Genomic DNA, 13101 nt, shown 5'->3' on the forward strand with positions numbered 1-13101 from the left:
CTCGGGTAAATGTAATTAGATGAAAAAATCCAGACGGAAGTAGATCGGTGCCTCGCGCTCGGTCAGTGCGTCCGGCCGCTCCAGGGAATGAGCGAAGGTCACGCTTGCCGCCACATGCTCGCCCCGGGCGAACAGCTCGAGCGAGTTGCTCGACATCCGCCCGTGCTGGTCGCCGTTGTAGCGGTCGCCACGGATCACGCCCTGGTCGTAGCCGAGGCTGGTGCCGTATTCGGCGAACACCGGGCGCAGCCATTCGGCGCTCACCGGGCGCGACCAGCGCAGGTCGTTGCGCCAGTAACCGCCGCTGTCGCCTGAGAGCGACTGATCCTTGTAGCCACGGACCGATGACAGCCCGCCAAGGCTGGTGCGTTGCGGGCTGAACAGCACGTCTTCGCTGCGCTGGCCGGTCATCAGGCTGCTGAAAGTGAAAGATTCGCCCCACAGCTTGAACGGCTGCAGATAACTCAGGGTCGCGGTGTATTTGCGGTAACGTGCGTCCGGTTCGCCGGGGCCAGGATCGTGGCTGCCCTGGGCATCGAACGCGCCGATGCCCTGCTGCATGCCGGCATCGAAGTTGACGAAGGCGCTGCCAATCCGCCGCCCATGGTTGAAGCCGAACTGCGCTTCGCTGATGCGGTTGCTGCTCAGCTTGAGCTTGCTGTCTTCGATGAAGTTGTTGGTGCGCAGATACGACAGGCCGGTGCTGAGGGAGGTCTTGCTCACCGCATCGCGGTGAATCACGCGTTCGGCCCGCAACTGATGGTTTTCGCTGTCGCCGGTCTGCTTGAAGTTGTAGCCGTTGGCGGCGATCTGTGAACGGTATTCACTCTGGCTGTAGGTGTAGCTGAAGTTCCACCAGCCCCACGGCAGGTTGTAGTTGAGCATAGCGTTGTTGGAGGTGTGCTGATGGTCTGTCATCGCATCGTGACCGCCGCGCAGGCTCAACTGATCGGCCAGGCCCAGCGGACTATCCCAGTCGAACGTCGTGCCCCACTGCTGCTCACCGGTGCTGCGCTGGCCGTCGTTGCTGCGCGACAACCCGGCACGCCATGGTTTTTGCGGGGTGTTGGTGACCAGCACCTGACTGCCGCCAACGTTCTGGCCCGGCGAGAGCTCCATCTTGGCCTGATTGGACGGCAGGCGATTGAGCTGATCGACCATCTGCTCGATCTCGCGCAGGTTGACCAGTTCACCGGTCTTGCCGGGAAACGCCATCGACAACTCACGCTCCGAGAGTTTGCTGTTGTCGGCGCCTTTCAAGCCTTCCAGTTTGCCTTCGACCACCAGCACTTTCAGGTGCCCACCGGACAGATCCTGCTGTGGCAGATAAGCCCGGCTGGTCACCCAACCCTTCTCGATGTAGTGATCGGTGATGACCTTCAGCACTTCATTCAGCTGAGGTACACCAAGGCACTGGCCGATGTAGGGCTTGAGCAAACGGCTCTTGTCGCTCTCCGACAGGCTGTCGGCGCCTTTGAGCTCGATGTCGTTGATCTGAAAGCAACGCGAGTCGACAGGAGCTTCCGGCTGCGTCGGCCTGGCTTCTTTGCCGGGTAGATCCTTGAGCTCTTCGAGCCGCCGCTGCTGCTCTTCGAGCAGACGGTTCTGGCGTTCGCGGATCAGATCGGTTTCACCGGGGGTGGGTGCTGCAAATGCGGTTTGGAGCGGAGAAAGGCATAGCAAAGCCAGGCACAACCTCGCCACGAGGGCGGGTGAGGACATGTTCGATCCCTCGAGACGGAAACTGATATCAAAATAATGGCGCGATAGTAATGAGCCACTATTCTGACGTCAATTTTTGATATTACTGATTACGTATTGCCGACCAGCGGCAGCAGTAAAGGTCGTCCCGAATCGGAGAATCACATCACCTCAATGCTCAACTGCCAGTTTTGTCGCCACATCTTCCGGCGCCAGCACCCGGCCATCCGCCGACAGCAACTCAAGTTTCCTGATCGGCTGGCGCTTCTTCGCATCGACCATCACCGACCCCGACTCGCCAGGCTCGAACAGGAATTCCCCGCCCCATTGCGACAACGCAACGATCACGGTTTGCAATGCGCGGCCCTTTTCAGTCAGCACGTATTCCTTGTAAGCGCTGCCATCGGACGCCGGCACCAGGCGCAGGATGTCGCGCTCCACCAGCCCTTTGAGCCGGGTGCTCAACATGTTCTTGGCGATATCCAGGCTCTTCTCGAAATCGCTGAAGCGACTGATGCCTTCCAGTGCATCGCGGATGATCAGCAACGACCACCAGTCACCGATCAGGTCGAGTGTCCGGGCGATCGGGCAGGCATTGCCCGCAAGGCTTTTGCGCTTCATTTCGGGTGTCTCCGGTAAAACGGCAGGTTCGATGCGGTTGCATCTTACAACTCATGCCGCCAAACCGTTAACGCGTGCGCCACGAAACTTAGCACCTGCGTACAAGTGGCCAATGCCCTTTGTCGCGATAGTGAACGCTGCCATCACGGCATCCACGCAGCCCAAATCCAAGGAGTTTTCATGAGCACCTTCACGACCCGAGACGGCACCGAGATCTATTTCAAGGACTGGGGCAGCGGCAAGCCCGTGCTGTTCAGCCATGGCTGGCCGCTGGACGCCGACATGTGGGAATACCAGATGGAGTACCTGAGCAGCCGCGGCTACCGCACCATCGCCTTCGACCGTCGTGGTTTCGGGCGCTCCGAGCAGCCATGGACCGGCTACGACTACGACACCTTCGCCGATGACATCGCGCAACTGATCGAGCATCTGGATCTACGTGACGTGACCCTCGTCGGTTTCTCCATGGGCGGCGGCGATGTCAGCCGCTACATTGCGCGCCACGGCAGCGAGCGTGTCGCCGGGCTGGTGTTGCTGGGCGCAGTGACCCCGCTGTTCGGCAAGAAACCGGACTTCGCCGAAGGCGTCGACAAGTCGGTGTTCGACGGGATCAAGGCCGGGCTGCTGAAGGATCGCGCGCAGTTCATCGCTGACTTCAACGCCCCGTTCTACGGCACCAACCAAGGCCAGAAAGTCTCCGATGGCGTGCTGACGCAAACCCTGAACATGGCGCTGCTGGCCTCGCTCAAAGGCACTCTGGACTGCGTCACTGCATTCTCGGAAACCGACTTCCGCCCGGACATGGCGAAAATCGATGTACCGACGTTGGTGATTCATGGCGATGGCGATCAGATCGTCCCGTTTGAAACCACCGGCAAACGCGCGGCTGAGCAGATCAAGGGCGCCGAGCTGAAAGTCTACGCAGGCGCGCCGCACGGTTTTGCGGTCACCCATGCGCAGCAATTGAATGAAGACCTGCTGGCATTCCTCGATCGCTGAGTCCGTGTGATCTGAACGCGCCTTGAAAAGGGCCGCCGACAACCCTGTCGGCGGCCCTTTTTTTCCTTGTCCCGGATTTCGGTGGCAAGGCAAAGCCCCGTATTTACGGGGCTTTCAGGCCTCTGCATCACGTTTTTATCTTCACATGCCAGCTTAATAATATTTTACCGATAACCACCCCCTCCCTAGTCTGATCCCAAGCACAGAGAACAGGTCGACAGCGACCTGAATCCAACGGCCTCGTGAGAAGGGATCAGAGATGACCACTGAAATAATAAAAACAGACACGCTTGTTGTCGGCGCCGGTCAAGCGGGTGTGGCCATGAGTGAACACCTGAGCAAACTCGGTGTGCCGCACCTGGTGCTGGAGCGCAGCCGCATTGCCGAACGCTGGCGCACCGGGCGCTGGGATTCGTTGGTGGCCAACGGTCCGGCGTGGCACGACCGCTTCCCGGGGATGGAATTCGATGATGTCGATCCGGACGGTTTCGCTCACAAGGAGCGCGTCGCCGACTACTTCGAAGCCTACGCCAGGAAATTCAACGCGCCGATCCGCACCGGCGTCGATGTGAAAAGCGTCGTGCGCAATGTCGGGCGTCCGGGTTTCACCGTAGAGACCTCCGAGGGCTTGATCGAAGCGGCCCGCGTCGTCGCCGCCACCGGCCCGTTCCAGCGTCCGGTGATCCCGGCGATTGCGCCGAAGGATGAACGTCTGCTGCAGATTCACTCGGCCGACTATCGCAACCCGCAACAACTGCCGGCCGGCGCGGTGCTGGTGGTCGGTGCCGGTTCGTCGGGCGTGCAGATCGCCGATGAGTTGCAGCGCTCGGGCAAGCAGGTTTACCTCTCGGTCGGCGCCCACGACCGCCCTCCTCGCGCCTACCGCAACCGCGATTTCTGCTGGTGGCTCGGCGTGCTCGGCGAGTGGGATCAGGCCGCGATGAAACCCGGCCGTGAACACGTGACCATCGCCGTCAGCGGCGCCCACGGTGGCCGTACCATCGACTTCCGTGGTCTGGCCCATCGCGGCATGACCCTGGTCGGCGTCACCGAATCGTTCAGCGACGGCGTGGTGACCTTCAAACAGGACCTGCGCGACAACCTCAAGCGTGGCGATGAAAACTACCTCGCGCTGCTGGATGCCGCCGATGCCTACATCGAGCGCAACGGTCTCGACCTGCCGCTGGAACCGGAAGCCCGCGAGACTTATCCGGATCCTGAATGCGTGAAAAACCCGCTGGCCGATCTCGATCTTGCCGCCGCCGGCATCACCTCGATCATCTGGGCCACCGGGTTTGCCGTGGACTATTCCTGGCTGAAAGTCGCGGCATTCGACGACAACGGCAAGCCGCAGCACCAGCGCGGCGTGTCCAGTGAGCCGGGCGTGTATTTCCTCGGCTTGCCGTGGCAGTCGCGACGCGGGTCGTCGTTCATCTGGGGCGTGTGGCACGACGCCAAGCACGTGGCCGATCACATCGCCACCCAACGCAAATACCTGGCTTATCGCGATGCCGAACAACGCGAAGCCGCGCTGCACAACAACGCTGTCGACACCGTCGACGCTTGATTCCCCTCTTCAATCCCGGCGCCTGTCGCGCCGGGTCCGATTTCGTCAGGAGCCGCACATGAGTCAGCCAACCCACACCCGCATTCGTATGTTCAACACCAAGGACACCTACCCAAACCAGACGCTGGACAACGACCTGTGTCAGGCCGTGCGTGCCGGCAACACCGTGTATGTCCGCGGTCAGGTCGGCACCAATTTCGACGGCGAACTGGTCGGCCTCGGCGACCCGCGCGCCCAGACCGAACAAGCGATGCGCAACGTCAAGCAACTGCTCGAAGAGGCCGGCAGCGACCTGAGCCATATCGTCAAGACCACCACTTACCTGATCGACCCGCGCTACCGCGAGCCGGTGTATCAGGAAGTCGGCAAATGGCTCAAAGGCGTGTTCCCGATCTCCACTGGCCTGGTGGTGTCGGCTTTGGGTCAGCCGCAGTGGTTGATGGAAATTGATGTGGTTGCGGTGATTCCCGAGTAATTCGACCTTAGCGAAAGGAGGCCACACATGACATTTTCCATCGCCGCCCGATGCCCCGAAACCGGTCAGTTCGGCATCGCCATCAGCTCCTCCAGCATCGCCGTCGGCGCCCGTTGTCCGTGGCTGTTGCCGGGGGTCGGCGCGGTGTCGAGCCAGAACATCACCTTGCCGTCGCTCGGCCCGGAAGTCCTCGCCCTGATGGAGCAAGGCCTGGCGCCCGAGGCCGCGCTGGACAAGGTATTGACCCGCAATGGTTACAGCCAGTATCGACAGATCACAGCGATCAACCACCTCGGCCAGACCGCGCATTTCAGCGGCGCGCAAACCCTTGGCGTGCACAACGCCGTGTCGGGCGAGCAATGCGTGGCGGCGGGCAACATGCTCGCCGGGCGCTCGGTGATCGAAGCCATGGTCAGCGCGTTCGAAGAAGGCGAAGGCCAATTGGCCGATCGCCTGATCAAGGCCCTGCACGCCGCCCAGGCCTTGGGCGGCGAAGCGGGCCCGGTGCATTCGGCAGCCGTGGTTGTGGTCGGCGAATTGACCTGGCCCATCGTCAACCTGCGGGTGGACTGGGCCGATGAAGACCCGATCGGGCAATTGCAAAAACTCTGGGACGCCTATCGCCCGCAGCTTCAGGACTACATCGACCGCGCCCTCGACCCGGCGAAGGCACCAGGTTATGGAGTCGCGGGAGACGACCGATGAGCAACAGCGTCGCGTTGCTCAAGACGCTGGTGGGGTTCGACACCACCAGCCGCGAGTCCAACCTGCAATTGATCGACTTCGTGCGTAGCTACCTCGAAAGTTTCGATGTGCCGTGCGAACTGATCTACAACGATGAGCGCAGCAAGGCCAATCTGTTCGCCACGATCGGCCCGGCCGATCAGCCGGGCATCTTGCTGTCGGGGCACACCGATGTGGTGCCTGCCGATGGTCAGCCGTGGACCGTGCCACCGTTCGAACTGAGCGAACGCGACGGCAAGCTTTACGGTCGCGGCACGGCGGACATGAAGGGCTATATCGCCTGCGTGCTCGCGCTGGTGCCGTCGTTGATCGAAGCACCTTTGCGTATGCCGGTGCATATTGCTCTGTCGTACGACGAAGAGGTCGGCTGCCTTGGTGTGCGCTCGCTGCTCAAGGTGCTGGAGCAGCGTCCGGTCAAACCGCTGCTGTGCATCATCGGCGAGCCGACCGAACTCAAACCGGTGCTCGGACACAAGGGCAAACTGGCGATGCGCTGTGATGTCCAGGGTCATGCCTGCCACTCGGCCTATGCGCCACTCGGGGTCAATGCCATCGAGTGCGCCGCCGAGTTGATCGGCGAGCTGGGGCGCATCGGTCGACAGCTCAAGGAGGAACACCTCGACCCGCGTTTCGACCCGCCGTACTCAACGGTGCAAACCGGTGTGATCAGCGGGGGCAAAGCATTGAACATCGTCCCCGCCGATTGCCGTTTCGACTTCGAAATCCGCGCCCTGCCCTCGCAGGATCCGGCGGTCGTCGCGCAGCAACTCAAGGCCTACGCCGAACAGCAAATGCTGCCGCGCATGCGGGCGGTCAGCGAGCAGAGCGATATCCGTTTCAGCGAGTTGTCGGCGTATCCGGGGCTGGCCACAGATGCCCGGAGCCAGGCTGCGCAATTGATCGCCACGTTCTGTGGCTCGGACGATTTCGGCACCGTAGCGTTTGGCACCGAAGGCGGATTGTTCGACGCGGTGGGGATTGCCACGGTGGTGTGCGGCCCCGGCAGCATGGATCAAGGCCACAAGCCGGACGAGTTCGTCAGCCGCGATCAGCTCAAGGCCTGCGATGCGATGCTGCAACGGATGCTGGCGTCGATTCGATTGTGAAAAAAGCGGTCTGGCTGCGGGATTCGAGTCGGCAGCCGCGCCATAGCATCACCGACAGACAGCTGCTCCGATGGAGGTCAGCTGCGCTGTCGTTCATGGCGCTGAAAGGCCCGAGACAGAGCGTTTTCAGCTGATCGGAGAGCCTCGTTTTTTTAGCGCCTGAAGCAACAAAACTACTAATTTATCTCTCCCCTTTCCTTGCCCATGATCACCCCAACAAGAAATGCGCCGTCCGTGCCGGCGCTCACTGAAGTACGTCCACGTACTCGTCCTTGCCTTGGAGTTCGTCATGGCCACCTCTGCAACAACGTCCGCACCGCTCATTGAAAAACACACGATCGGCTATGTGCCACCCGAAGATCGCCACGGAAAGGTTCGGGATCTGTTCACCCTCTGGTTCGGCGGCAATATCGCGCCGTTGCCCATCGTCACCGGCGCCCTCGGCGTACAACTGTTTCACCTGAATCTGGTGTGGGGCATCGTCGCCATTCTGGTCGGCCATCTGGTCGGCGGTGTGCTGATGGCACTGCACTCGGCGCAAGGCCCGCAGATGGGTATTCCGCAGATGATCCAGAGCCGTGCGCAGTTCGGCTCTCTCGGCGCGCTGCTGGTGGTGTTGATTGCCGGCGTCATGTACATCGGTTTCTTCGCCTCCAACATCGTGCTCGCCGGCAAGTCCCTGCATGGCGTGGTCGACAGCGTTCCGGTGCCGGTCGGCATCGTCATCGGTGCGCTGGGCTCGGGGATCATCGGCATCATCGGTTACCGCTTCATCCACGTGCTCAACCGCATCGGCACCTGGGTGCTGGGGATCGGCATCGTGGTCGGCTTCGGCTACATCCTCACCCACATCCAGACCGATGATTTCCTCACTCGTGGCAGCTTCAACATTTCCGGCTGGCTCGCCACCGTGTCGCTGGCGGCGCTGTGGCAGATCGCGTTTGCGCCTTATGTGTCGGACTACTCGCGCTACCTGCCGGCCAACGTGCCGGTGGCGGCAACCTTCTGGACGACCTATCTGGGATCGGCGCTGGGTTCGAGCCTGTCGTTCGTGTTCGGCGCCGTCGCCGTGCTGGCAACCCCGGTGGGCATGGACACCATGGACGCGGTAAAACTTGCCACCGGCGCCATCGGCCCGTTGATGCTGGTGCTGTTCCTGCTCAGCGTCATCAGCCACAACGCCCTCAACCTGTACGGCGCGGTGCTGTCGCTGATTACGCTGGTGCAGACCTTCGCTTACCGCTGGATCCCGACCGCCAAGAGCCGCGCAGTGATTTCGATCATCGTCCTGCTGGCCTGCTGCTTCGCTGCGGTTGGCGCCTCGGCGGACTTCATCGGCCACTTCGTCGACATGGTGCTGGTGTTGCTGGTGGTGTTGGTGCCATGGACCGCGATCAACCTGATCGACTTCTACGCCATCCACAAAGGCCAGTACGACATCGGCTCGATCTTCCAGGTCGACGGCGGCATCTACGGCCGTTACAACCCGCAAGCCTTGCTGGCGTATGCGATCGGCATCGTGGTGCAGATTCCGTTCATGAACACGCCACTGTACGTCGGGCCGGTGTCGGCCCACATCAACGGCGCAGACCTTTCCTGGCTGGTGGGGTTGCTGGTGACGTCGCCGCTGTATTTCTGGCTGGCAAATCGTGACAGTGCTTATCGCCGGCGGCTGACCTCCGGGAAACTGGTGAACAGCCTGTAAGCCATCCGTTCCGCGCTGACACATGAAGGCCCTCAGATGTGAGGGCCTTTTTGCTTTGTGGGGAAGCGTCTATTTCATCTTGAACGCCTCGCGCCGAGCCTGTCGTTCGGCGGCGTACGACTCTTGCGGCTGACTGATCAAATCCTCACGGCGCAATACTTCACCGCAGTGATCGCACAGCGGCCCGAGGCCTGCGCTGTGGTTGCAGTTTTTGTGAATCATGTTCACCGCCAGCCCTTCCTCGGGGGACTTGCACCAGGTCTCGCCCCAGGCGCGTAACGCAATTACCACCGGATAAAACGCCTCGCCTTTCGCGGTGAGGTGGTACTCGTAGCGTTTCGGCCGTTCGTTATACAGACGACGTTCAACGAGCCCGTCTGCCTCAAGGCATTTCAATCGAGCGGCGACCATCTGCGGCGTAGCGCCGGTCTGGGCCAGGATTTCGTCGTAGCGATGGCTGCCCATGAACAATTCGCGCAAAACCAGCACCGTCCAGCGGTCGCCGACGATCGCCTCGGCCCGGGAAATCGGGCACAGCGTATCGGGAAGACTATCGTTTACAGCCATCAGGGCTTGCCTCTTTCACAGTTACTATGATTATCATATCAACAAGATGCGGGAACAAGCCCTGAGCATCGATCACTCTCATTGCCGGAGTACACCGTCATGTCGAAACCTCTCTATCCGCTCGACAGAACCGCCTACCTGCTGGTCGATCCGTACAACGATTTTCTCTCCGACGGCGGCAAGATCTTTCCGCTGATCAAACCGATGGCCGAGCAGAACGGCCTGCTCGACAACCTGCGCAAACTCGATCGCGCCGTGCGCGCCCTGCCGATTCCGGTCGTCATCGTACCGCATCACCGCTGGGTCAAAGGCGACTACGAGAACTGGGATCACCCAAGCCCGACCCAATGCAAGATCATGCACATGCACCACTTTGCGCGCGGCGAATGGGGCGGTGAATGGCACCCGGATTTTGCACCGAGGGACGGCGACATCGTGGTTCAGGAACACTGGGGGTCCAGTGGATTTGCCAATACCGACCTGGATTTTCGCCTCAAACAAATAGGCATCACCCACGTCATCATTGTCGGCCTGCTGGCCAATACCTGCATCGAAGCCACCGCACGCTACGCGTCCGAGCTCGGCTACCACGTCACGCTGGTGCGCGACGCGACCGCCGCGTTCAAAGAGGAAATGATGCACGCCGCCCACGAACTCAACGGGCCGACGTTCGCCCATGTCATCACCACCACAGACGAACTGATCGCCAACCTTCAGTCGCAAGGTGGCGCGAAATGAGTCTGACCGGTCACCTGCTGATCGGCGCCGCTGAGGTGCCCGCTACCGAAGGCACGATGAAGGCGCTGAATCCGGCAACCAATACGCTGATCGAACCGGAATTCGCCTTCGGCGGTGCAGAGCAAGTCGATCAGGCGGCAACCCTCGCCGACGCGGCATTCGACAGCTACAGCCATACACCGCTCGCCGAGCGTGCGGCGTTTCTGGAAAGCATCGCCGACAACCTCGACGCCGTCCGTGAGGAACTGGCCGCCCGTGCTGCGCTGGAAACCGGCCTGCCTCAGGCGCAGCTCGAAGGCGAAGCCGCCCGGGCCGCGACCCAGTTCCGTCAGTTCGCCGAGGTGGTGCGCAAGGGGCGCTTCCTGCAACTGGCCATCGACCCGGCGCAACCTGATCGCCAGCCGCGACCACGGATGGATCATCGCCTGCAGAAAGTCGCCATCGGCCCCGTGGCGATCTTCGGTGCGAGCAATTTTCCGATCTCCTATTCGGTCGCCGGCGGCGATACCGCATCGGCGCTGGCGGCCGGTACGACGGTGATACTCAAGGCCCACAACGCCCATCCCGGCGCTTCGGAAATCCAGGCCCGCGCCATCCGCAAGGCGGTGCAGATGCATGGCCTGCACGAAGGGGTTTTCTCCATGGTGCGCGGTGGTGGCAATGCCATCGGTGAGGCGCTGGTCGATCATCCTTTGATTAAAGCGGTGACCTTCACCGGTTCGGAGCTTGGCGGCATGGCGCTTTATCGCCGCGCGCAATTACGGCCAGATCCGATTCCGGTGCTCACCGAAATGACCAGCGTCAATCCGACGTTCATCTTGCCCGCAGCGCTGTCCGCACGTAGCGACAAGATCGGCGACGGATTTATCGAGCGGATGCTGGTCAACGTCGGTCAGGCCTGTCTGTGTCCGTCGATTCTGATCGCGGTCGAAGGCGAAGGTCTGCAAGCGCTACGTAGCGCCATGATCAAGCGGGTCAGCGAAGCGCCGGCGCGCACGATGCTGACGCCGGGGATTCACGCTTCATACGCCAAAGGATTGATGGCGATGGAAGGCCTGGGGGCAAATCGGGTGGCGGTCGGCGCGCCGGCGGATGGCCAGTTTGACGGCCGCTCGGCGCTGCTGGAAGTTGACGGCCATCGCCTGCTCAGTGAACCGGCGCTGGCCCATGAAGTGTTCGGCCCGGCGGCATTGTTGGTAACGGTCAGAGATGAGGAAGAGTTGCTGGCCGTCGCCCGTTCGTTCAAGGGTCAGTTGAGCGCAGCCGTTCACCTTGAAGACCGCGACCTCGATCTGGCACGACGCCTGCTGCCGATTCTCGAACGCCGCACCGGACGCATCGTGGTCAACGCTTTCGCCCATCCGCAGGAAGTGACCTTCGCCACCGTACACGGTGGGCCGTTCCCGGCCACTTCGGACAGCCGCTTCACCTCGGTCGGCATGACCTCGATAGAGCGCTTTTTGCGGCCGGTGGCGTATCAGGGCTTTCCCGATGCGTTGTTACCGGCAGTGTTGCGCGATGCCAATCCACTCGATCTGCCGCGCATTATCGACGGCCAATAATAAATGCCCGGTTCGGCAAATCACCGAACCGGGCACTCTCATTCAATCAAATGAGCAAATCTTCAAAGAAGGCACCGTACGGAAGCTCAGGGTGCTTAATCTGGATTTCCAGAATCCACACACCGGCATTCGGAGCCTGATCGAAGTCCCCCAGATTGCCGCCCCGATAAATTGCATGCGGAAAATCACTGACCCGGTGGCCCTCGATGTCCAGGTTCAACTTCCAGCCCATGGCCTCGGCCTGATCCGTGGCGTAGCGGTACAGCTCGACACCGGTTACGCCCTGACGCCAGAAGGCCTCGACCTTGTCGAAGAGCTCTTTGGACAACGTGTCAATTCTCTTCTGCGCGCACCACACCACGCTCTTCCAGCAAGCGCACAAACATGCTCAGACTGCGCGAAACGGTACCCCGCCGCCATACCAGCCACGTCGTCAGATAGCGGAAATCCGACGCCAGCGGCCAGACGCTCACCGTCGCGCAACCGGGCATGCTCTGCAGCATGCTGCGTGGCATCAGAGCCAGACCGGCGCCCGCACTGACGCAGGCGAGCATGCCGTGATAAGACTCCATTTCAAAAATCTTGCCCGGTACCGCAGCGTCGGTGCTGAACCATTTTTCGAAGTGATGGCGATAGGAGCAGTTCGAACGGAATGCATAGATGTTCTCGCCATTGACGTCAGCAGCGCGCTGGATCGGCCCGTGATGCAGCGGCGAGATGATGACCATTTCCTCTTCGAACGCCGGAATGCCTTCCAGCGCCGGGTGCAAGACCGGGCCGTCGACGAACGCTGCCGCCAGGCGCCCGGAAAGCACACCGTCGATCATTGTCCCGGACGGGCCGGTCGACAGGTCCAGATCGACCTTCGGATGTTGCTGGTTGTAGGTCGCCAGCAAACCGGGAATACGTACCGCCGCCGTGCTCTCCAGCGAGCCCAGCGGGAATGCGCCTTGCGGTTCCTCACCGGCCACCGTGGCCCGCGCTTCCTGGACCAGATCAAGAATGCGCCGCGCGTATTCGAGAAAACTCCAACCGGCCGGCGACAGCCGCAAGCGGCTTTTCTCGCGGATGAACAGGTCGACGCCCAGGTCTTCCTCCAACTGCTTGATGCGGGTCGTGAGGTTCGACGGCACGCGATGGATCTGCGCCGCCGCCGCGCTGATGCTGCCGTGCTCGGCAACGGCCTTGAAAATTTCCAGTTGCACCAGATCCACAGTCATTCTCCAATCGTGAAAGAAACGCTCTTTATTATTCAGTTTCCAGAAACTTAACGCCACCCTACTCTGAGCACATCCACTGACCTCGCAGGACGATGC

The 13101-nt window shown here is 61.3% G+C and carries 12 protein-coding genes and 1 pseudogene; 8 read left to right on the forward strand and 5 right to left on the reverse strand.

Annotation, left to right across the window (positions count from 1 at the left end; translation table 11 throughout):
• Window positions 1-15: 15 nt before the first annotated feature.
• Entirely contained in the window at window positions 16-1722 is a 1707-nt protein-coding gene (locus I5961_RS16105) for a ShlB/FhaC/HecB family hemolysin secretion/activation protein (protein ID WP_227232824.1), read from the reverse strand.
• A gap of 150 nt (window positions 1723-1872) precedes the next feature.
• Window positions 1873-2322 carry a winged helix-turn-helix transcriptional regulator gene (locus tag I5961_RS16110; protein WP_227232825.1) on the reverse strand — a complete coding sequence of 150 codons (450 nt, stop codon included), beginning with the start codon at window positions 2320-2322 and terminating at the stop codon, window positions 1873-1875.
• Between the two features lie 180 nt (window positions 2323-2502).
• Between I5961_RS16110 and I5961_RS16115 the strand changes: the two genes are divergently transcribed.
• The 6 genes from I5961_RS16115 (at window position 2503) to I5961_RS16140 (ending at window position 8918) form a co-directional block, all read left to right on the forward strand.
• A complete protein-coding gene (locus I5961_RS16115; protein WP_227232826.1) occupies window positions 2503-3321 on the forward strand; it encodes an alpha/beta fold hydrolase in 819 nt (272 codons plus the stop codon).
• 259 nt (window positions 3322-3580) lie between these two features.
• On the forward strand, window positions 3581-4888 hold the full coding sequence (locus I5961_RS16120) for a flavin-containing monooxygenase (RefSeq protein ID WP_227232827.1): 1308 nt from the start codon (window positions 3581-3583) through the stop codon (window positions 4886-4888).
• 58 nt (window positions 4889-4946) lie between these two features.
• On the forward strand, window positions 4947-5363 hold the full coding sequence (locus I5961_RS16125; protein WP_007950460.1) for a RidA family protein: 417 nt from the start codon (window positions 4947-4949) through the stop codon (window positions 5361-5363).
• A gap of 27 nt (window positions 5364-5390) precedes the next feature.
• Window positions 5391-6068 (forward strand): DUF1028 domain-containing protein, encoded by a 678-nt coding sequence (locus tag I5961_RS16130; RefSeq protein ID WP_039766940.1) that lies wholly within the window; start codon window positions 5391-5393, stop codon window positions 6066-6068.
• The gene (gene argE / locus I5961_RS16135; protein ID WP_227232828.1) at window positions 6065-7213 is read left to right on the forward strand and encodes an acetylornithine deacetylase; all 1149 of its coding nucleotides are present in this window, start codon (window positions 6065-6067) and stop codon (window positions 7211-7213) included. The genes I5961_RS16130 and argE overlap by 4 nt, the downstream gene beginning before the upstream one ends.
• A 289-nt stretch (window positions 7214-7502) precedes the next feature.
• A complete protein-coding gene (locus I5961_RS16140) occupies window positions 7503-8918 on the forward strand; it encodes a purine-cytosine permease family protein (protein ID WP_085698282.1) in 1416 nt (471 codons plus the stop codon).
• A 69-nt stretch (window positions 8919-8987) separates the two neighbouring features.
• Here the strand turns inward: I5961_RS16140 and I5961_RS16145 are convergent, their stop codons facing one another.
• Window positions 8988-9485, reverse strand: a complete 498-nt coding sequence (locus I5961_RS16145) for a winged helix-turn-helix transcriptional regulator (RefSeq protein ID WP_227232829.1) — start codon at window positions 9483-9485, stop codon at window positions 8988-8990.
• 99 nt (window positions 9486-9584) lie between these two features.
• Between I5961_RS16145 and I5961_RS16150 the strand changes: the two genes are divergently transcribed.
• Together I5961_RS16150 and I5961_RS16155 are read left to right on the forward strand one after the other, a co-directional pair.
• On the forward strand, window positions 9585-10223 hold the full coding sequence (locus I5961_RS16150; protein ID WP_085703603.1) for an isochorismatase family cysteine hydrolase: 639 nt from the start codon (window positions 9585-9587) through the stop codon (window positions 10221-10223).
• Complete coding sequence (locus tag I5961_RS16155) at window positions 10220-11785, forward strand: aldehyde dehydrogenase (NADP(+)) (protein ID WP_227232830.1); 1566 nt, start codon at window positions 10220-10222, stop codon at window positions 11783-11785. Before I5961_RS16150 ends, I5961_RS16155 begins: the two co-directional genes overlap by 4 nt.
• Before the next feature lie 46 nt (window positions 11786-11831).
• Here the strand turns inward: I5961_RS16155 and I5961_RS16160 are convergent.
• Window positions 11832-12110: pseudogene (locus I5961_RS16160) on the reverse strand ((Fe-S)-binding protein); the annotation flags it as partial.
• Window positions 12111-12117: 7 nt separating this feature from the next.
• Window positions 12118-12999 (reverse strand): putrescine utilization regulator PtrR, encoded by an 882-nt coding sequence (gene ptrR / locus I5961_RS16165; protein WP_007950470.1) that lies wholly within the window; start codon window positions 12997-12999, stop codon window positions 12118-12120.
• Window positions 13000-13101: the final 102 nt, after the last annotated feature.

It is taken from the genome of Pseudomonas sp. IAC-BECa141 (genome assembly GCF_020544405.1).
GTDB lineage: Bacteria > Pseudomonadota > Gammaproteobacteria > Pseudomonadales > Pseudomonadaceae > Aquipseudomonas.